The organism is Delftia sp. DS1230, from assembly GCF_040112715.1.
GTDB lineage: Bacteria > Pseudomonadota > Gammaproteobacteria > Burkholderiales > Burkholderiaceae_C > Comamonas > Comamonas tsuruhatensis.
Window position 1 is genome coordinate 5,893,905 of the sequence record NZ_CP157763.1, and the last position, 17,326, is coordinate 5,911,230.

A 17,326-nucleotide genomic window follows, 5' to 3' on the forward strand; every position below is an offset into this window, starting at 1 on the left:
CGCGTTCGCAATGCCTGCTGCACCGCACCGCAGGACACCACAGAATCAGACTGGTCCACATTGACGCGGCCCGCCCCTGCTTCCTAGCATCGCCTTCATATTCCTGTGGTCCACCCGGCCCGCAGGCCGCAGCCAGAACATACGGTTCCCCTTGGTTTCGCATGCTCAGCCAGTCCATCCACAGCTTTGCCATGCCACCAGGAAATCCACCATGCTTGACCGCAGACGCTTTGTTCTGACCACCCTGGCCTCCCCGGCGCTGACCGCCTGCGGCGCGGGTGGCGATGTTGCCGCCAACCGCTATGTCCAGACTCCCCTGCTCGCCAGCCATGCGCGCTACGGCGCGCGCTTCACGCAGCCCGGCTTCGTCAACGGCTGGGGCATCGCCATCCGCCCGGCCGGCGCGGGAGGCCATTTCTGGATTGGCGGCGGGGGCACGTCCTGGCAGTTCATCGGTGACGTGGCTCGCTCGGCCGATCCCGGGATGCGCGCCCTGCACCAGGACGGCCTGCGCGAAGTGGCCGTTCCGCGCTCCGATGCCCTGACCGGCGATGACAGTGCCGGCAAAGTCACCGGCGTGGTCTACAACGGTGCGCCCCTGGACTCGCAGCTGCTGCGGGTCCGGCAGCAGCCTGCCGCCGGACGCCTGCTCGAGGGCTCGGCCCGCTTCGTCTTCGTGACCGACAGCGGCAGCGTCAGCGCCTGGACGGAGCGCGATGCGCAGACAGGCGCCATCGTCCGGGTGGACGGCCCTGCGGTGGAAATATTCAATGGCGCCGACCAGGGCATGGCTTTCTTCGGGGCCGCCATCCACACGGGCCGATGGGACCGCGTGTGGATGGCCGACTTCGGCGCCCGGCCCCAGATCCGCACGCTGGACGCGCAGTGGCAACTGGTGCCCACCCAGGGCTTCGCCAACCCGTTCGCATCAGGCGCGGCAGGCGAGGCCCGGCCCGGTGATCCGGTGCCCTTCAACATCCAGGTCGTCAACGACGGCCGCCGCGACCGCGTGTTCGTGCTCTATGCGATCAGCCAGCCCGACCCGGACGATCCCCTGGCGTTCCATGCCGGCGAGGAGGATGCGCTGGACGCAGCCGCAGAAGCGGCCAGCGGCAACCGGCCTGCGCGCGGCAGGCTGGCCGAGTTCGACCTCGACGGCCGCCTGCTGCGCATGTATGAGGACGATGGACGCCTGAATGCGCCCTGGGGCGTGGCCATCGCTCCTGACGGCTTCGGCGCACTGGCGGGGCACCTGCTGGTCGGCAACTTCGGGGGAGCAGGCCGCATCTGTGCCTTCGACCTGTCCACGGGCCGCTATGTGGACGATCTGCGCGACGCGCAGGACCGCCCCGTGGCCATCCCCGGCCTGTGGGCCCTGCAGTTCGGCAACGGCGTGGCCCTGGGCGACAGCGACGCGCTCTACTTCGCCGCCGGCCCCGAGGACGAAACCGAGGGCCTGTTCGGCTCGCTGAGGCTTCTGTGACGCTTCATCCTGGCGGTGTCAGTGCGCAGACGCCAGGCCTCACACCAGCCCGTGCGAGAGCAGGTAGGTGATGGCATGGGCCACCATGGCCGCCTCCAGGCCATAGCGCCAGAACAGGAAGCCGCCCACGGCGCCGTGGACGACCTCGAACAGCAGCAACTGCAGCACCAGCGCGTCCGACAGGCCGCCCCAGGTGCTCCAGGCCAGGGCCAGCTGCAGCATGCCCCACAGCAGGGCCGACAGCATGACGGACCACCAGCCCAGCGTCCATCCCGGGCGGCGGTCTGTGCGCCCGCTCAGCCGCCACAGCAGCCACATCACCAGCGTCATGCCGCCCAGCCGCATCACCAGCTCGGCCGTGATGCCCGCGTACAGCATCTTGGCGCCCAGCGGCATGGCGTAGACGGGGTCGATCAGGGTCAGGTCGTCGGGCCAGGCCAGGGCCAGGGTCACCAGCCAGGCCGCGCCGACCACGCCCCCGGCCAGCCCCGGCAGCGTGAGATAGCGCACGGCGCGCTGGGGCGAACGCCCGGCCACCCAGGTGGTCAGCAGCGGTGCGGACAGGCCCAGCCGCGGCCCCAGCCACACGCCCACGCCCACGGGCAGGGCCAGCAGCGCGGCCATCACGCCGATGCCGGTGAGCGGCGTGGCCAGCGGCTCCACGGGCAGGCCCAGCATGCGCATCCAGTCGGGCAGCACGAACCAGGCCATGGCCGCCACGCCGGGCAGCCCCAGCAGCCAGAGCACCGTGAAGATGCGCCAGCTCAGCCGGGGCAGTGCGGGTGCGGCATAGGCCGATGGGGCGGGCATGAGAGTGGACACGGGGCCGGTGGTGGGCAGGCTGGCGTTGTCAGTCACGCATCAAGGCTTCTATCTCGTCGGGCTCCACGGGCACGCCGCGCGTGATCAGCTCGCAGCCGGTCTCGGTGACGATGGCATCGTCCTCGATGCGGATGCCGATGTTGTGGAACTGCTCGGGCACGCCGGCCGCAGGGCGCACGTAGATGCCCGGCTCGATGGTGGTGCACATTCCCGGACGCAGGATGCGGCTGGGGCGGTTGGTGATGGTCTCGCCCGACAGCGGGTCCTTGCGCTCGTGCGACTGGCCCAGCTCCGAAGGCTCCACATAGCTGCCGCAGTCATGCACGTCCATGCCCAGCCAGTGGCCGGTGCGGTGCATGTAGAACTGGAAGAAGGCGCGCTGCTCGATCACGTCCTGGGCATTGCCATAGACCTTTTTGTCCAGCAGGCCCAGATCCAGCATGCCCTGCGCCAGCACGGCCACGGTGGCGTCGTGCGGATCGTTGAAGCGCGCGCCGGCCCGCGTGGCCGCCACGGCAGCCTTCTGGCTTTCCAGCACCAGCTCGTAGAGCGCGCGCTGCGGGCCGGTGAAGCGGCCATCGGCGGGGAAGGTGCGCGTGATGTCGCTGGCGTAGCCGTCGAGCTCGCAGCCGGCGTCGATCAGCACCAGTTCGCCCGCGCGCACGGGGGCCTTGTCGGCCTGGTAGTGCAGCACGCAGGCATTGGCGCCGGCGGCCACGATGGAGCCGTAGGCCACGTACTGCGAGCCCTGCTGGCGGAATTCATGCAGCAGCTCGGCATCCAGGTGGTATTCACGCACTTCCTGGCCTGCGCGCAGCATGCGCGCCGAGCGCTGCATGGCGCGGATATGGGCCTGGGCACTGATGGCGGCGGCGCGGCGCATGATGTCCTGTTCATGCGCGTCCTTGACCAGGCGCATCTCGTCCAGCAGCGTGCACAGGTCGCCCTGCTCGGCCGGGCACAGCGCGCCGAAGCGCACGCGCGCGCGCACCTGGCCCAGCCAGCCTTCCACGCGCACGGCCAGGCCTTCATGCGTGGCGAACGGATACCAGAGGCGGCCCCGGTTCTCCAGCAGGCGGGGCAGGCGCGTATCGATTTCGGCGCTGGAGAACGCCTGGCTCACGCCCAGCGTGGCCACGGCGGCCTCGGGGCCCAGGCGGATGCCGTCCCAGATTTCGCGCTCCAGGTCCTTGGGCTGGCAGAACAGCACGCTGGTGCCGTCGGCGGCCAGTACCAGGCAGGCATTGGGCTCGGCAAAGCCGGTCAGGTAATAGAAATAGCTGTCGTGGCGGTACAGATAGCCGGTGTCCCGGTTGCGCTGGCGCTCGGGAGCGGTGGGAATGATGGCGATGCCGCCGGCGCCCAACTGGGCGGCCAAGCGTGCGCGGCGTTGGGCATAAACAGATGTCATACAGCTATCGTACTGCCGTCCGGGGTTCTCCACAGTCCCCGGAACAGGGGAAGGAGGGGGGCAGCCGGCCGGCGTCAGGTGGACTTCAGCGCAGACACCGTCACTGCCCCAGGGCGCGCCGATTCCAGGGCGCCTTCATCAGCATGCGCGCCAGTCCGCAAAAGCCGGTGGCACCCGCCACGATCAGACCGCAGCCCACGAAGGCCGAAAGCAGGTGCCACCACGGTGAAACCGTGGCACCGAGCACGGCGCCCAGCAGAGCCAGCCCGCCCGCACCCAGTTGCACCTGGCGCTGCAGCTCCAGCGGCTGGCGGCTGTCGTGCAGCACGGGCAGGCCTTCGGCCTTCCAGGCGTCCAGGCCGCCGTCGAGCACATGGCCGGCACAGCCGGGCGGCAAGGCAGCCGCCAGGGCCTGGGCGTTGAGCCGCGTGCGGTTGCCGGAGCGGCAGTGAAAGACCACGGCGGCAGGCGCATCGCCCCAGGCCTGGGCGCCCAGGCGCTCCATGGGCATGCTGCGGGCGCCTGCCATGCGTTCGCGCGCATGTTCGTCGGGCGCGCGGATGTCGATGAGCCAGGCGCCTTGCGCCTGCAACTGGCGGGCGGCCTGGGCCGAGATGAGGGGAAGGGACATGGGACGACTCCTGGGGTGGGGGTTTTCAGGGACAGAAGATGCTCTTGAGTGCCGCCACCAGCTTTTGCGCATCGGGATCGGCGATGCGGTAGTACAGGGTCTGCGACTCGCGGCGGTAGGCGACCAGGCCCTCATCGCGCATGCGCGCCAGATGCTGGGACAGGGCCGACTGGCTCAGCGGGATGCGCTCCAGCAGCCCGCCCACCGACAGCTCGCCATGCTCGATCAGCAGGCACAGCACCAGCAGGCGCCTCTCGTTGCCCACGGCGCGCAGCAGGGCGGCGGCGCGCGCCGCACCCTGCTGCAGGAAAGCCTGTTCGGAGGAGAGGATGGGTTGGTTCATGATTAAGAAAAATCTAATTTAGCAAATTCTAATATACTTGCCGGCAGGCTGCACTGGAGCCATCGACAAAGGAGTGCTTTCATGACCTCGCCGCTGCGCATCGCGCCATTCTTCGACGAAGCCACCCATACCGTGACCTACCTGGTCTGGGATGCGAACACGGGCGAGGCCGCCGCCATCGACCCCGTGCTCGACTACGACCATGCCAGCGGCCAGGCCCACACCGGCTCGGCCGATGCCGTGCTGGCCGCCGCGCAGGCCCAGGGCCTGCGCCTGCGCTGGATCCTGGAAACCCATGCGCATGCCGACCACCTCAGCGCGGCCCCGTACCTGCGCGAGCGCACGGGCGCCCCGATCGCCGTGGGCGAGCACATCCGCGAGGTGCAGCGCATCTTCCGCCCCGTCTTCAACCTGCCCGCGCCCGCCGGGGAGCCGCCTTTCGACCGACTGCTGGCAGACGGCGACAGCCTGCCCCTGGGCGGGCTGCGCATCGAGGTGCTGCACACGCCCGGCCATACGCCCGCCTGCGTGTCCTACCGCATCGAGGATGCGGTCTTCGTGGGCGATACGCTGTTCATGCCCGACTACGGCACGGCGCGCGCCGACTTTCCGGGCGGCGATGCGCGCACGCTGTTCCGCTCCATCCAGCGCCTGCTGGCCCTGCCGCCCGCAACACGCCTGTTCATGTGCCATGACTACAAGGCGCCGGGCCGCGACCGCCACGCCTGGGAAACCACCGTGGCCGACCAACGTGCCGGCAACGTGCATGTGCACGCGGGCGTGGACGAGGCCAGCTTCGTGGCCATGCGCAACCGGCGCGACGCCACGCTGTCGGCGCCCGCCCTGCTGCTGCCCGCCATCCAGGTCAACATGCACGCAGGCCATTGGCCCGAGGCCGAGGCCAACGGCGTGCACTACCTCAAAATTCCGCTGCGCATGAAGCATCGGCCCCAGGCAGCGGACGCGAAGCAGGCGTAGAGTCGTCCGTTGGCTCCGCCACCCCTCTTGCGACACCCCCAGGACAAAGGACCTTCCATGATCCACAGCGCCCATGCCACCAGCACGGACACCCCCTATCGCGTCACGCTCGCAGACCCCCAAGGACACCGCTGGCACGTGGACGAGCCCGCGGACAAGGGCGGCGGCGACACGGCGCCCAACCCGCTGCAACTGCTGCTGTCGGCCCTGGGCGCCTGCACCACGGTCACGCTGCAGATGTACGCGGCGCGCAAGCAGTGGAAGCTGGAGCAGGTGGACGTGCAACTGCGCCTGAACCCCGAAGGCACGCCCGCCAGCGGCAACCTGATCGAACGCCAGATCACGCTGCAAGGCGAGCTGGACGACGAGCAGCGCCAGCGCCTGCTGCAGGTGGCCGAGGCCTGCCCCGTGCACAAGCTGCTGGCCGGCGAGGTGCACATCCAGACCGCGCTGCAGCTGCCGGCCTGAGCGCGGGCCGGGCCACCATGCAAAAAGCCCTGCAGCTGTCAGGCCGCAGGGCTTTTGGGAGTGGATGGGGACATGGCCGGCGTCAGGCTTGGCTGACCTCGATCTCCGCGGTATCGACATAGAGCTCGAACTCGCGCTTGGCCAGCGACACGGTGATCGGCTGCTCGTCCTGGGTCCAGGACAGCACATAGCTTCCGATGGCCGTGGCCACCTGCACACGGGTGCCACGCGGAATGTCTTCCAGTTGGCCATCGCCTACCCGATGCTGCACATTGCCGGTGACCGTGGCTTCAAATTTCTCGGGGAATCGCTGGACTTCCACGGCGCTCTGGACCGCCTCTTCAGCGGCTTCGGCGTGCGTCTGTACGGATGTATTCATGGCGTTTTCTCCTGTAAGAGTGAGGCCGGCGCCCGCCAAAAGGACGGGCGCCGGGCCGTTCCTCGAATGTAAACAATGTTCCTGAGAATGCGCTGTCAGCGAACAGGCCCAATATCTGCGATCCTGGTTTGCCTGCTGCGCCGAGCTGCACGACACTGGTGGCCTCCCCCACGAACCAGGCCGATCCGCCCATGTCCGACACGTCCCCACCCAACTCCCAGCCCCAGCACCTTCCCACCCGCACCGCCGACGTGGGCGGCATTCCCATCCAGCGCGCCATTCCGCAGCGCGCCCTGCGCAAGGTCGGTGCCTGGTGCTTTCTCGACCACGCCGGCCCCGCCGATCCCGCGCCGCCCGGCATGCAGGTCGGCCCGCATCCCCATATCGGCCTGCAGACCTTCACCTGGATGATCCGCGGCGAAGTGCTGCACCGCGACAGCCTGGGCAACACCCAGATCATCCGGCCCGGACAGGTCAATCTGATGACGGCAGGCCACGGCATCGCCCATTCCGAGGAAAGCCAGACGCCCTCGCACATCCACGCCGCCCAGCTGTGGATTGCGCTGCCCGAATCGCACCGCAACGGTCCGCCCCGCTTCCAGCACTACCCCGAGCTGCCCAGGACCACGGTGGGGGACTTCACGGCCACGGTGCTGGCCGGCGAGGCGCTGGGCCTGACGTCGCCCGCCGAGGTGCACACGCCCCTGATGAGCGTGGACCTGCATGCGGACAGCGCACGCAGCGCCAATGCCGTCGCCACGTTGCCGCTGCGCGCCGATTTCGAGCATGCCGTGCTCAGCCTGGAAGGCGACGTGCGCGTGAATTGCCAGCCGCTGCCGGTAGAGGAATTGCTCTACCTGCCCCTGGGCACGCCCTCGGTCGCCATCGAAGCGGCGCCCGGCAGCCGCCTGCTGGTCATTGGCGGCGAGCCCATGGATGAAGCCATCTTGCTGTGGTGGAACTTCGTGGCGCGCACGGGAGAGGAAATCGCCGAGGCCCGCGCGCAGTGGGAGGCCGAGACCCGGCAGCCCGCCACTGCGGCGCGCCGCTTCGGACCGCCGCTGGCTTCGCCCCTGGCGCCGCTGCATGCGCCTTCGCTGGACGGCGTGGTGCTGCGCGCCTCGCGCTGAAACGCGCCGTACCGCAGCCTTCGCGGCGATCGCCGCCCCAGCAAAAAGGCGCCCCGAAAGGGGCGCCTTGCCGTTGATGTTGCGGGAGTTTCGAGGGTCAGGCCGGGCTGGCCGCATCCACCTCGGTGCCATCTTCCACGCCGCGCACGCTCTCGCGGCCATGCTTGTCCTTGAGCTTGCCCAGATCGGTTTCCACCGCCCGCTTCAGCTTATCGATGGCGGCATTGAAGGCGTCCTTGACCTTCTCGGCCTCGGCGTTCACGGCGATCGGCGGGCGTCCATTGGCCCGGGTCTCCAGAACGCAGCGCTTGCCGGGAGCCCCCGAGGTCTTGAGCGCATCGACACCCGTGAGGAACACCTCCACGCGCACCACATAGTCCTTCAATCTCGCCAGCTTGGCGTTGATTTCTTCCTGCGCCCATTGCGCCAAGGACTCGCCACCCTGGATCGAATCGTCGGCATGAACCTGAACTTGCATGCATATCCTCCTAGTCGCCAAAAGCCGCACCACCGGCGCGGCGGGGTTGTCGGGGCCATTGATGAACTGGCGAAACCATCGTAACGCCATGCGGGCTGCCTGCACAGCAAGTCGCACCCTGCGTCGTCAGGTTTTTCGCACTGCAGCATCCGCAGTCCCCACCCTGCCTACAGGCTACACCCAGAGGGGCGACGCCGGGTTCAGCGCGCTGAAGAAGCTTGAGATGCCTCAAGACAACTCTTGCATTCACCTACACCTATTTGCGGTGATGGCCCTGCGCCGGTCGCGGGCGTTCAACCCCTTCCTACAGGGCGCAGGCACGATTGGGCTTACAACGTGACCATCAGGACTTTCCCCTTGCCCACCACCCCATGAGCCCACTTGCCTCACGCCGCCTCAAGATCGGCCTTTCGGCCTGTTTCTCCCATGCGGACCCGCAGCGTCCGCTTTTCACGGGCAAGACGCTGCAGTACGTGGAGCAATCGATAGCGCACTGGATCATGTCGGCCGGCGCCATGGTGGTGATGGTGCCCTGCCCCACAGGCGAGACCGCACGCGGCGACGTGACGCTGGAGCACTATGCCGAGTGGCTGGATGGGGTGGTCATGCATGGCGGCGCCGACGTCTGGCCCGGCAGCTATGGCGAGGAACCCATGCGCCCCGAATGGCTGGGCGACCGCGTGCGCGACCTCTACGACCTGGCCGTGGTTGAGGCGTTTTCCCAGGCCGGCAAGCCCATCTTCGGCGTCTGCCGCGGTCTGCAGCTGATCAACGTGGCCTTCGGCGGAACGCTGTACCAGGACATCGAGACCCAGGTGCCCGGCTCGCAGCTGCACCGCAATCCCACGGAGTACGACCGCCACTACCACGACATCGCCATCGTGCCCGGCAGCCGGCTGGAGGCGCTGTATCCCACGCTGGACCGCGCACGCGTCAACAGCATCCACCACCAGGGCATCAAGGACGTGGCGCCAGAGTTCGATGTCGAAGCCTGGAGCCTGCCCGACCGCATCCCCGAGGCCATCTTCCGCAAGCCCGGCACGCTCAAGAGCTACATCGCGGCCACGCAGTGGCACCCCGAATTCCAGTTCCGCAACCCGGACACCAGCACGCTGGATGACAGCGTGCTGCTGCGCGACTTCCTGGCCGCCTGCTCACGCGCCCGCGTGAGCCCGGCCGTGAGCCACAGCCCCTTCCAGATCCGCAACCGCGCCGCGCGCCTGCTGCGCCGCGCCTTGCTTCGCAGGCATTGACGGCCCGGCGCCGCCAAGCGCCTGCGCCACCACCTGCTGCAACTGCCCGCGCAGCCACGCATGGGCGGGATCGGCCTGGTGGCGCGCGTGCCAGATCATGAACATGGGCAGCGGCGGGCAGTCCACGGGCACCGCAACGCTGGCCAGCGATGACAGGGCCGTGCGGCCCAGCAGCGATGGCGCCGTCGCCAGCAGCGGCGTGCCGCGCACGAAGGCGGCCAGCGCCGCAAAGCCCGGCACGCGCACGGCAAAGCGGCGCTCCAGCCCGCGCGCCTGCAGTTGCAGGTCCAGGTCCAGCGCCTGGCGGTCGGCATAGGCCACGGTGGCGTGGTCGGCCTGCAGATAGTCGGCCAGGCTGGCCGGCGGCTGTCGCACGGCGCTGTCATAGAAGACGGCGTACTCATCGCTGAACAGGCGCTTTTGCACGATGTCCGTGGCATCGGGCGGGCGCGGGCTGATGGCCAGCAGGCAGGCGTCCGAGCGCAGCAGTTCGGCATCGGGCGCGCCGCTGTCGATCACGCGCAGCACCGTCCGGGGCGCGGCTGAGCGCAGGCGCCGGACCAGCGCGGGCAGCAGCAGCTCGCGCTGCAGGTCGTTGGCGGCAATGGTGATCTCGGCACGCCAGTGCGCGGGGTCAAAGCTGGGCCCCCGGCCGAACTGCTGCATCTGCCTCAGCAGCTCGCGCGCAGGGTCCTGCAGCGCCAGTGCATGGGCCGTGGGCGCAATGCCCCGCCCCTGCCGCACGAACAATCGGTCGCCCGTGATGGCGCGCAGCTTGTCCAGCAGATGGCTGACGGCCGATTGCGTCACGCCCAGGCGCTGCGCCGCCGCCGTGACGCTGCCGGTCTCCAGCACGGCCAGCAGCAGTTGCAGCAGCCTGCCATCGAGCTGCGATCCATCGATTTGTCTCATGCATTCCATGATTGGCCGCCGCTTTATCTTTGGCAACGCGAGCCGGACACTGCCGCTGATCCAACGCAAATACCGGAGACAAAACATGGCCGATCAGCCGCAGATTCCCGGCACCACCCTGTTCGACGGCAGGCAGGCCCGCAAGGGCTATGCGCTCAACAGCATGTGCTTTTCCTTCAACGAGCTGGCCAACCGCCAGGCCTTCCTGGCCGACGAAGAGGCCTATATGCGCAGCTACGGACTGAACCAGGAGCAGGCCGATGCCGTGCGCACCCGCAACGTGCTGCAGATGATCGCGGCCGGCGGCAACGCCTACTACCTGGCCAAGCTGGCCGGCATCTTCCACCTGGACATGCAGGACATAGGCGCCCAGCAGACCGGCATGACCAAGGCCGAATTCCAGGCCCTGCTGCGCTCGCACGCCTGAGCCCCGCCGCAGACCACACGCAAGGCACAGTACAGGAGACACCCACCATGGCACATCTCATCGGCGGCCTCGGCACCTCGCACATTCCCGCCATCGGCAACGCCATCCACAAGGGCCTGCAGAACGAGCCGTACTGGAAGCCCTTCTTCGACGGCTTCCCGCCCATCCGCGAATGGCTGGCCGCCCAGCGCCCCGACGTGGTGGTGGTGTTCTACAACGACCACGGCCTGAACTTCTTCCTCGACAAGATGCCCACCTTCGCCGTGGGCGCGGCCGAGCGCTACTGCAACGCCGACGAAGGCTGGGGCATTCCCACGCTGGCACCGCTGCGCGGCCACGCGGAGCTGTCATGGCACCTGATCGATTCCCTGGTGGGCGAGGACTTCGATGTGGTCAGCTGCCAGGAGATGCTGGTGGACCATGCCTGCACGCTGCCGCTCAAGCTGTTCTGGCCCGAGGGCGACTGCCCGGTGGCCGTCGTGCCGGTGTGCATCAATACCGTGCAGTTCCCGCTGCCCTCGGCCCGCCGCTGCTATGCGCTGGGCCAGGCCGTGGGCCGGGCCATCGCGCGCTGGAACAGCGACCAGCGCGTGGCCGTCATTGCCTCAGGGGGCCTGTCGCACCAGCTCGATGGCGAGCGCGCGGGCTTCATCAACAAGGCCTTCGACCTGCAGTTCCTTGAAAGCATGGCCACCAATCCCGAATGGGCCACGCAGTTCAGCGTGCATGAACTGGTGGAAAAGACCGGCACCCAGGGCGTGGAACTGCTGATGTGGCTGGCCATGCGCGGCGCCCTGTCAAGCGCAGCGCCCGGCGTGCGCCGCGTGCACGGCAACTACCACATACCGATCTCCAACACCGCCACGGCGCTGCTGGCGCTGGAGGCGGGCTAGTCGGAAAACACAAAGGCCGCCGGGCATGCCAGGCGGCCTTTGTGCTTTGCGGGGCCGTGCGGACCGGGCGTATCCCGGCCCTGCCTCTCAATGGTGGTGGCCGTGGCCGCCGTGCACGTGGCGGTGCTCGATTTCCTCGGGCTTGGCCGCGCGCACTTCGGTGACCTTGCAGGCAAAGTGCAGCGCCATGCCGGCCAGCGGGTGGTTGCCGTCCAGCAGCACCACGGGACCCTTGATCTTGACCACGTGGTAGATCTGGGGCTGGCCCTGGTCATCCGTGCCGCGCAGCTGGCCGCCGACCTTCACGCCGGGCGGGAACTCGCCCTTGGGAATGGTGCGCGTCAGGCTCTCGTCGCGCGCGCCGAAGGCGTCTTCCACGGCCAGGTCCACGGTCAGCGTGTCGCCCACGGCCTTGCCGTCCAGGGCGGCTTCCACCTTGGCGAAGATGTTGTCGTAGCCGCCGTGCAGATAGGCCACGTCGCCCTTGTCGAGCAGCTTGCCCAGCTTGTCGGTGATCTTGTAGTTGATGGTGACGGCGGTGTCTTTGGTGATGTTCATGGCAAAGGCCTTGGAAAACCGCAGCGCAGAAGGCGCGCCGCGCAAAGCTGCCATTGTCGGCGACCTGGGGCATTCCAGCGTCGCGGCCGTGGGTTCACCGGCCGCCCAACCTCAAGCCAGGCACTCGCGCGCGCATTCGAGCAGGCTGCGCGCCCAGCGCGCGCGGGCCGAGGTGTTGAGCCACAGCAGGCCCACCTTGCGCGCATCGGCGGGGCGGGAGCCGGCGCCGTCCGCTGCGGCGCCGTGCTCGGGCAGCGCCAGCACGCGCACGTCGCGGCCCTGGGAGAGCACGGGGCCGATGTCGGGCACCAGGCCCACGCCCAGCCCCTGGTCCACCATCATGGCCACCGCCAGCACCGAGTTCAGCTCCATGCGCTCCAGCGGCGCAATGCCCTGGGAGCGCAGATAGCGGTCGGCCAGCCGGCCACCGGCCAGGGAGCGGTCGTAGCGCACCAGGGGCCGGGTGCGCAGCAGGGCCAGCGGGTCCTGCTGCGCATCCCGGGCGCGGCACAGCACGACCAATGGCTCCTGGCGCAGCTCGGCCCAGCACACGGTCTTGGGCAGGTCGAACGAGGGTTGCAGGCAGATCAGCACGTCCAGCTCGGACTGGACCAGGGCCGTGTACAGCTCGGGCGTGAGGCCGGCGCGCACGCTGATGCGCACCTCGGCGTGGCGCGCCACGAAGGCCCGCATCACGGCGGGCACAAAGCCGTGCAGCGCCGTGTTCACGGTGCCCAGCCGCAGCTCGCCGCCGTCTGTATCCGAGGCCACCCATTCGCGCAGGCCCTCGAAGTCCTGCAGCAGCTGGCGGCCGCGCTCGAACAGCCGCTCGCCCGCCTCGGTGGCGCGCACGCTGCGGCCATGGCGCACCAGCAGCGGCGCACCCAGCTCGCCTTCCAGTACGCGCATCTGCTGGGCAATGGCCGAGGGGCTCAGATCCAGCTGGCGAGCGGCCTCGGACATGGAGCCGGTGTCCACCACTCTCAAGAAATTGTGTATGTATCTCACGTCCATTTCACACATTTTCTTGAATCACAACGCAGATGCAACTGCTGTTTTCCCAGGCTGCGCTGCACCACACTGCGTGACAACGACTATTTCAGGAGACAGACGCATGGATTCCCGGCCCACCGCTCAAACCGCTCAAGCCTCTCAGACCTCTTTGCCGCGCCGGATGTGGCTGTCCACCGCCGCCGCCGCACTGGCCGCCTGTGCGCTGCCGGCCTGGGCCCAAAAGCGCGGCAGCCGACTGGTGGTGCCGTTTGCGCCGGGCGGCGGCAACGATGTGTTCGCGCGGCAGATGGCGCATGGCCTCAACGAGTCCTTCGGCTACGGGATGATCGTGGAGAACAAGGCCGGCGCGGGCGGCAACCTGGGCACGGAAGCCGTGGTGCGTGCGGCCGGCGACGGCAGCACCTGGCTGCTGGGCCATACGGGCACGGTGTCCATCAATCCCTCGCTGTACCCGGGCCTCAAGTTCAATGCGGCCACCGATCTGCAGCCGGTGGCCATGTTCGCCTCGTCGGCCCTGCTGCTGGTGGTGCCGGCTTCCTCGCCCGTGCGCAGCGTGGCCGACCTGGCCGAGCAGATGCGCAAGCGCAGCGGCGAGATGAACTACGCCTCCAGCGGCTCGGGCACGGGCGGCCACCTGACGGGCGAGATGTTCGCCCACGCGCTGGGCGCCAAGGCCATCCACGTGCCGTACAAGGGCACGGCCCCGTCGCTGACCGACCTGGTGGGCGGCAATGTGGACTTCAGCTTTGGCGTGATTCCCGCGGCCATGGCCCTGGTGAAGGCCGGCAAGCTGCGCGCCCTGGCCGTGACTGGCGCCAAACGCCAGCCCCAGCTGCCCGACGTGTCCACGGTGGCCGAGTCCGGCGTGCGTGCGCTGGCCGACTTCGAGAGCTCGCTGACCTACGGCATCCTCGCGCCCAGGGGCACGCCTGCCGAGACGGTGCGCGCGCTGGGGCGCGACGTCCTCAAGGTGGCGTCTGCCGAATCCTTCCAGTCGCGCCTGGGCATCGAGGGCGCCGTGCCGCTGCTGGGCGATGGCGCGCAGTACGCGGCCCGCATCCAGGTGGAGAGCGCCAAGTGGGCCGCCGTGATCAAGGCCTCGGGCGCCACGGCCTGAGACCGGCAAGGACAGCATGTCATTGGTGAAGGACTATCTGGGCCCGGCCGACAGCGGCCACTGGTTTGCAGACGCGCGCTGGCTGGACGCGCTACTGCGCTTCGAGAGCGCGCTGGCCCAGGCCCAGGCCGACTGCGGCCTGGTGCCCCGCCCGGCCGCCGAGGCCATTGCGCGCGCCTGCGCGCAGGCGCCGCTCACGTGCGAAGGCGTGGTGGAGCAGGCACGCGCCAGCGGCGCGCTGGGCCTGGCTGTGGTGCGGCCGCTGCAGCAGTGGCTGCAGGCCCACGCCCCGGAAGGCCTGCCCTGGCTGCACTGGGGTGCGACCACGCAGGACGCCGTGGACACGGCGCAGGCCCTGCTCACGCAGCAGGCCCTGCAGGCGCTGCTGGCCGAGCTGGACGCGCTGCAGTCCGCACTGCAGGCCCTGGCCCGCACGCACGCGGCCACGCCCATGCTGGCGCGCAGCCTGCTGCAGCCCGCGCAGATCACCAGCTTCGGATTCAAGTGCGCGCAGTCGGCTGCCGCCGTGCAGCGCAGCATCGAACAGTTTGAAAGGCTTGCCACCGCTGCGCTGTGCGTGCAATTGGGTGGCGCCGTGGGCAATGGCGCCGTGCTGGGAAGCTACCGTGCCGAGGTGGAGCAGGCACTGGCCCGGCGCCTGGGCCTGTCGGCCTGCGGCCGCAGCTGGCATACGCAGCGCGACGACTGGATGCGCCTGGCCATGGAAGCGGCTGTGTGCGGCGGCAGCCTGGCCAAGCTGGCCCGGGACTGGTCGCTGATGGCGCAGTACGAGGTGGGCGAGATCGCCGAGGCGCCGCGCGGCAGCACCTCCAGCGCCATGCCGCACAAGCGCAATCCCGTGCACCTGATGCAAGCAGTGGCACAGGCCCAGGCCATCCCCCAGCTCGCGGCCCTGCTGCTGGGCTGCATGGCCCAGGCCCATGAGCGCGCGCTGGGCGAGTGGCAGGCCGAGGTCGCGCACTGGCCCGACCTGTGGCGCCATGTGCATGGCGCCGCCGCCGCATTGCGCCAGGCCGCGCAGTCGCTGCAGGTGCATCCGCAGCGCATGCTGGGCCATGTGCGGGGCCTGCACGGACTGGTGTTTTCAGAGGCCTGCGTGCACGCCATGGCGCCCTGGACGGGCAAGCCCGAGGCCCTGGCCGCCGTGGAGCTGCTGGCCCCGCAGGCGCTGGAGCAGGGGCGCGAGCTGCGCCTGCTGCTGGCCGAATGGGCCGCGCCCCGGCTGGACGCAGCAGCTCTGCAAGCGCTGCAAGATGCGCTGGCCCGGGCCTGCGACCCGGCACGCGCCGTGCAGGCATCGCATGATGCATGCCTGACGCTGCTGGCAGCGCCGCAGACCCACGCCAATGCCCATGCCCATTCCCATGCTTGACACAGGACCCCCCGCCATGACCGAATCTTCCGCCGACGCCCTGCAGCGCGGCCTTGCCAACCGCCGCCGCGTGCTGGGCGATGAATGGGTGGACCAATCCGTGGCGCGCGCCAACGAACTGAATGTGGAGTTCCAGCGCATGATCACGGCCTATGCCTGGGACGGCATCTGGAGCCGCCCCGGCCTGGAGCGCCGCACGCGCCGCATCATGGTGCTGGCCATCACGGCCTCCATGGGCCGCTGGGAAGAGTTCGAGCTGCACATCCGCACAGGGCTGCTGGCCGACCCGGCCGATGCCGAGGCCGCGCCGCTGGACCTGGACACCATCCGCGAAGTGCTGCTGCAGACCGCCGTCTATGCCGGCGTGCCCGCAGGCAACACCGGCATGGCCATCACGCTGAAGATCCTCAAGGAGCTGGGGCGCACGCCCGCGCCGGCCAGCTTTCATCCACCCTCAGACACGGCCTGACGCAACCTGACCGGACTCAGGCAGCCGGCGGCTGTTCCTCGGCCGCAGCGCCCGGGTAGCGCGCAAAGCGCCGGTTCTCTGCGCCATGCACCGGGTCCTGCTCGGCCCAGGGCCATCCGCCGAACTGGGTGCGCCGGTAGTCCTGCATGGCCTGCATGATTTCCTGCTGCGTGTTCATCACGAAGGGGCCGTACTGCGCCACGCTCTCGCCAATGGGGCGGCCCTGCAGCACCAGGCATTCCACGGCATCGGCGCCGCTGTTGTGCAGCTCCCAGTCCTGCGTGGCATCCACATGCAGGGCCGCATGCTGGGCCAGCGCCGTGGGCCCGACCTGCAGTGCCTGGCCCGCAAAGAAATACAGCATGCGTTGCGTGTCCACGCCGGCTGCGCGCGGCAGCGTCCAGCGTGCGCCGGGCTCCAGGCGCAGCGTCCAGATGGCCACGTCGCCCTCGGGTTGCGAGGCCCAGGATTCGGGCGGCGGCGGCAGGGCGGCCGCCGTGCCGGGCAGGCTGCCTGCCACCACGGTGACCACGGTCCTGCGGCCTGCGGCATCCGCATGCTCCAGGCGGGGGATGCGCTCGTTCCAGAACATGGTGAAGTGCGGCTCCACCATCTTGGAGCGCGCAGGCAGGTTCAGCCAGATCTGGAACAGCTCCAGCGGATTGGGCGCGTCGCTGTTGAGCAGCGGGAACATCTCCGAATGCTGGATTCCCTTGCCGGCCGTCAGCCACTGCACGTCGCCGCCGCCAAAGCGCGCGGCCGCGCCCAGCGAATCGGAATGGTCGATCAGGCCCTTGCGCACCAGGGTCACGGTCTCGAAGCCGCGGTGCGGATGGCCGGGAAAGCCCGGCACGCCATCGCCGTGGTACATGGAAAAGCCGTCCTTGCGGCTGAAGTCGCTGCCCATCTGGCGGCCTTCCAGGTCCACGGCCTGCACGCCCAGTCGGCCATCGCTGGGCGGATAGGCATCGTCATGGTGGGCACAGAACAGGAAGGGGTCCATGGTGGGCCACAGCGGGCCCAGCGGCTGGCTTTGGAGGACGGGGGTGGTGGCTGCGGTCATCGTGGCTCCTGTGAGGCTGCGCCCGCAAGAAAAAAGGGGGCGCTGCATTCTCGGACAGATGCGGCCCCCGCGCCGGTTTTGAAAGCCACCATGGCTGGGACAGT

At 69.2% G+C, this 17,326-nt stretch carries 20 protein-coding genes; 10 read left to right on the top strand and 10 right to left on the bottom strand.

What is annotated here, in order from left to right; all coding sequences use genetic code 11:
• Positions 1-211 precede the first annotated feature (211 nt).
• Positions 212-1,483 (top strand): TIGR03118 family protein, encoded by a 1,272-nt coding sequence (locus AAN986_RS26555; RefSeq protein WP_047217867.1) that lies wholly within the window; start codon positions 212-214, stop codon positions 1,481-1,483.
• A 39-nt stretch (positions 1,484-1,522) separates the two neighbouring features.
• Here the strand turns inward: AAN986_RS26555 and AAN986_RS26560 are convergent, their stop codons facing one another.
• From AAN986_RS26560 to AAN986_RS26575, 4 genes are all read right to left on the bottom strand, one after another.
• On the bottom strand, positions 1,523-2,341 hold the full coding sequence (locus AAN986_RS26560) for a hypothetical protein (protein ID WP_047217866.1): 819 nt from the start codon (positions 2,339-2,341) through the stop codon (positions 1,523-1,525).
• Positions 2,334-3,716 (bottom strand): aminopeptidase P N-terminal domain-containing protein, encoded by a 1,383-nt coding sequence (locus AAN986_RS26565; RefSeq protein WP_047217865.1) that lies wholly within the window; start codon positions 3,714-3,716, stop codon positions 2,334-2,336. The genes AAN986_RS26560 and AAN986_RS26565 overlap by 8 nt, the downstream gene beginning before the upstream one ends.
• A 100-nt stretch (positions 3,717-3,816) precedes the next feature.
• On the bottom strand, positions 3,817-4,347 hold the full coding sequence (locus tag AAN986_RS26570) for a rhodanese family protein (protein ID WP_017404647.1): 531 nt from the start codon (positions 4,345-4,347) through the stop codon (positions 3,817-3,819).
• Positions 4,348-4,372: 25 nt separating this feature from the next.
• The gene (locus tag AAN986_RS26575; protein ID WP_047217864.1) at positions 4,373-4,690 is read right to left on the bottom strand and encodes a metalloregulator ArsR/SmtB family transcription factor; all 318 of its coding nucleotides are present in this window, start codon (positions 4,688-4,690) and stop codon (positions 4,373-4,375) included.
• Positions 4,691-4,771: 81 nt separating this feature from the next.
• On the opposite strand from AAN986_RS26575, the gene AAN986_RS26580 reads away from it, so the two are divergent.
• Together AAN986_RS26580 and AAN986_RS26585 are read left to right on the top strand one after the other, a co-directional pair.
• Entirely contained in the window at positions 4,772-5,668 is an 897-nt protein-coding gene (locus AAN986_RS26580; protein WP_017404645.1) for an MBL fold metallo-hydrolase, read from the top strand.
• A 57-nt stretch (positions 5,669-5,725) separates the two neighbouring features.
• The gene (locus AAN986_RS26585) at positions 5,726-6,136 is read left to right on the top strand and encodes an OsmC family protein (protein WP_047217863.1); all 411 of its coding nucleotides are present in this window, start codon (positions 5,726-5,728) and stop codon (positions 6,134-6,136) included.
• Between the two features lie 82 nt (positions 6,137-6,218).
• Here AAN986_RS26585 and AAN986_RS26590 read toward each other — a convergent pair whose 3' ends face one another.
• Positions 6,219-6,515, bottom strand: a complete 297-nt coding sequence (locus tag AAN986_RS26590) for a hypothetical protein (protein WP_047217862.1) — start codon at positions 6,513-6,515, stop codon at positions 6,219-6,221.
• A gap of 191 nt (positions 6,516-6,706) precedes the next feature.
• Here AAN986_RS26590 and AAN986_RS26595 point away from each other — a divergent pair, with 191 nt between their 5' ends.
• Positions 6,707-7,645 (top strand): pirin family protein, encoded by a 939-nt coding sequence (locus AAN986_RS26595; RefSeq protein ID WP_047217929.1) that lies wholly within the window; start codon positions 6,707-6,709, stop codon positions 7,643-7,645.
• A gap of 97 nt (positions 7,646-7,742) precedes the next feature.
• Here AAN986_RS26595 and AAN986_RS26600 read toward each other — a convergent pair whose 3' ends face one another.
• The gene (locus AAN986_RS26600) at positions 7,743-8,123 is read right to left on the bottom strand and encodes an HPF/RaiA family ribosome-associated protein (RefSeq protein ID WP_016449850.1); all 381 of its coding nucleotides are present in this window, start codon (positions 8,121-8,123) and stop codon (positions 7,743-7,745) included.
• Positions 8,124-8,494: 371 nt separating this feature from the next.
• Here AAN986_RS26600 and AAN986_RS26605 point away from each other — a divergent pair, with 371 nt between their 5' ends.
• The gene (locus AAN986_RS26605; RefSeq protein WP_012202849.1) at positions 8,495-9,376 is read left to right on the top strand and encodes a type 1 glutamine amidotransferase; all 882 of its coding nucleotides are present in this window, start codon (positions 8,495-8,497) and stop codon (positions 9,374-9,376) included.
• Here the strand turns inward: AAN986_RS26605 and AAN986_RS26610 are convergent.
• Positions 9,278-10,297, bottom strand: coding sequence for a LysR family transcriptional regulator (locus AAN986_RS26610; protein ID WP_047217859.1), 1,020 nt, complete (start codon positions 10,295-10,297; stop codon positions 9,278-9,280). The genes AAN986_RS26605 and AAN986_RS26610 overlap by 99 nt on opposite strands.
• 76 nt (positions 10,298-10,373) lie before the next feature.
• Here AAN986_RS26610 and AAN986_RS26615 point away from each other — a divergent pair, with 76 nt between their 5' ends.
• Together AAN986_RS26615 and AAN986_RS26620 are read left to right on the top strand one after the other, a co-directional pair.
• Positions 10,374-10,715 carry a protocatechuate 4,5-dioxygenase subunit alpha gene (locus AAN986_RS26615; protein ID WP_047217858.1) on the top strand — a complete coding sequence of 114 codons (342 nt, stop codon included), beginning with the start codon at positions 10,374-10,376 and terminating at the stop codon, positions 10,713-10,715.
• Between the two features lie 47 nt (positions 10,716-10,762).
• Positions 10,763-11,608: a class III extradiol dioxygenase family protein gene (locus AAN986_RS26620; RefSeq protein ID WP_047217857.1), complete on the top strand. Its 846-nt coding sequence runs from the start codon at positions 10,763-10,765 to the stop codon at positions 11,606-11,608.
• Between the two features lie 87 nt (positions 11,609-11,695).
• On the opposite strand, the gene AAN986_RS26625 is transcribed toward AAN986_RS26620, so the two are convergent.
• A complete protein-coding gene (locus AAN986_RS26625; protein WP_034399899.1) occupies positions 11,696-12,166 on the bottom strand; it encodes a peptidylprolyl isomerase in 471 nt (156 codons plus the stop codon).
• Between the two features lie 111 nt (positions 12,167-12,277).
• Positions 12,278-13,180, bottom strand: a complete 903-nt coding sequence (locus AAN986_RS26630) for a LysR family transcriptional regulator (protein WP_047217856.1) — start codon at positions 13,178-13,180, stop codon at positions 12,278-12,280.
• Between the two features lie 100 nt (positions 13,181-13,280).
• On the opposite strand from AAN986_RS26630, the gene AAN986_RS26635 reads away from it, so the two are divergent.
• Genes AAN986_RS26635 through AAN986_RS26645 form a run of 3 tightly spaced genes read left to right on the top strand, consistent with a single transcriptional unit; the run spans position 13,281 to position 16,159 of the window.
• Positions 13,281-14,297 (top strand): tripartite tricarboxylate transporter substrate binding protein, encoded by a 1,017-nt coding sequence (locus AAN986_RS26635; protein WP_047217855.1) that lies wholly within the window; start codon positions 13,281-13,283, stop codon positions 14,295-14,297.
• 16 nt (positions 14,298-14,313) lie between these two features.
• Positions 14,314-15,690 (top strand): lyase family protein, encoded by a 1,377-nt coding sequence (locus AAN986_RS26640; protein ID WP_047217854.1) that lies wholly within the window; start codon positions 14,314-14,316, stop codon positions 15,688-15,690.
• A 16-nt stretch (positions 15,691-15,706) separates the two neighbouring features.
• Positions 15,707-16,159 carry a carboxymuconolactone decarboxylase family protein gene (locus AAN986_RS26645; RefSeq protein WP_016449858.1) on the top strand — a complete coding sequence of 151 codons (453 nt, stop codon included), beginning with the start codon at positions 15,707-15,709 and terminating at the stop codon, positions 16,157-16,159.
• Positions 16,160-16,175: 16 nt separating this feature from the next.
• Here the strand turns inward: AAN986_RS26645 and AAN986_RS26650 are convergent, their stop codons facing one another.
• The gene (locus AAN986_RS26650; RefSeq protein ID WP_047217853.1) at positions 16,176-17,222 is read right to left on the bottom strand and encodes a pirin family protein; all 1,047 of its coding nucleotides are present in this window, start codon (positions 17,220-17,222) and stop codon (positions 16,176-16,178) included.
• Positions 17,223-17,326: the final 104 nt, after the last annotated feature.

What these genes read in the sequence shown, in the direction of transcription:
- AAN986_RS26585 (WP_047217863.1), top strand. Translation starts at nt 5,726, where the DNA reads ATGATCCACAGCGCCCATGCCACCAGCACGGACACCCCCTATCGCGTC.
- AAN986_RS26635 (WP_047217855.1), top strand. Translation starts at nt 13,281, where the DNA reads ATGGATTCCCGGCCCACCGCTCAAACCGCTCAAGCCTCTCAGACCTCT.
- AAN986_RS26610 (WP_047217859.1), bottom strand. Translation starts at nt 10,297, where the DNA reads ATGGAATGCATGAGACAAATCGATGGATCGCAGCTCGATGGCAGGCTG.
- AAN986_RS26615 (WP_047217858.1), top strand. Translation starts at nt 10,374, where the DNA reads ATGGCCGATCAGCCGCAGATTCCCGGCACCACCCTGTTCGACGGCAGG.
- AAN986_RS26565 (WP_047217865.1), bottom strand. Translation starts at nt 3,716, where the DNA reads ATGACATCTGTTTATGCCCAACGCCGCGCACGCTTGGCCGCCCAGTTG.
- AAN986_RS26575 (WP_047217864.1), bottom strand. Translation starts at nt 4,690, where the DNA reads ATGAACCAACCCATCCTCTCCTCCGAACAGGCTTTCCTGCAGCAGGGT.
- AAN986_RS26630 (WP_047217856.1), bottom strand. Translation starts at nt 13,180, where the DNA reads ATGGACGTGAGATACATACACAATTTCTTGAGAGTGGTGGACACCGGC.
- AAN986_RS26600 (WP_016449850.1), bottom strand. Translation starts at nt 8,123, where the DNA reads ATGCAAGTTCAGGTTCATGCCGACGATTCGATCCAGGGTGGCGAGTCC.
- AAN986_RS26640 (WP_047217854.1), top strand. Translation starts at nt 14,314, where the DNA reads ATGTCATTGGTGAAGGACTATCTGGGCCCGGCCGACAGCGGCCACTGG.
- AAN986_RS26595 (WP_047217929.1), top strand. Translation starts at nt 6,707, where the DNA reads ATGTCCGACACGTCCCCACCCAACTCCCAGCCCCAGCACCTTCCCACC.
- AAN986_RS26590 (WP_047217862.1), bottom strand. Translation starts at nt 6,515, where the DNA reads ATGAATACATCCGTACAGACGCACGCCGAAGCCGCTGAAGAGGCGGTC.
- AAN986_RS26555 (WP_047217867.1), top strand. Translation starts at nt 212, where the DNA reads ATGCTTGACCGCAGACGCTTTGTTCTGACCACCCTGGCCTCCCCGGCG.
- AAN986_RS26605 (WP_012202849.1), top strand. Translation starts at nt 8,495, where the DNA reads ATGAGCCCACTTGCCTCACGCCGCCTCAAGATCGGCCTTTCGGCCTGT.
- AAN986_RS26620 (WP_047217857.1), top strand. Translation starts at nt 10,763, where the DNA reads ATGGCACATCTCATCGGCGGCCTCGGCACCTCGCACATTCCCGCCATC.
- AAN986_RS26580 (WP_017404645.1), top strand. Translation starts at nt 4,772, where the DNA reads ATGACCTCGCCGCTGCGCATCGCGCCATTCTTCGACGAAGCCACCCAT.
- AAN986_RS26570 (WP_017404647.1), bottom strand. Translation starts at nt 4,347, where the DNA reads ATGTCCCTTCCCCTCATCTCGGCCCAGGCCGCCCGCCAGTTGCAGGCG.
- AAN986_RS26645 (WP_016449858.1), top strand. Translation starts at nt 15,707, where the DNA reads ATGACCGAATCTTCCGCCGACGCCCTGCAGCGCGGCCTTGCCAACCGC.
- AAN986_RS26625 (WP_034399899.1), bottom strand. Translation starts at nt 12,166, where the DNA reads ATGAACATCACCAAAGACACCGCCGTCACCATCAACTACAAGATCACC.
- AAN986_RS26650 (WP_047217853.1), bottom strand. Translation starts at nt 17,222, where the DNA reads ATGACCGCAGCCACCACCCCCGTCCTCCAAAGCCAGCCGCTGGGCCCG.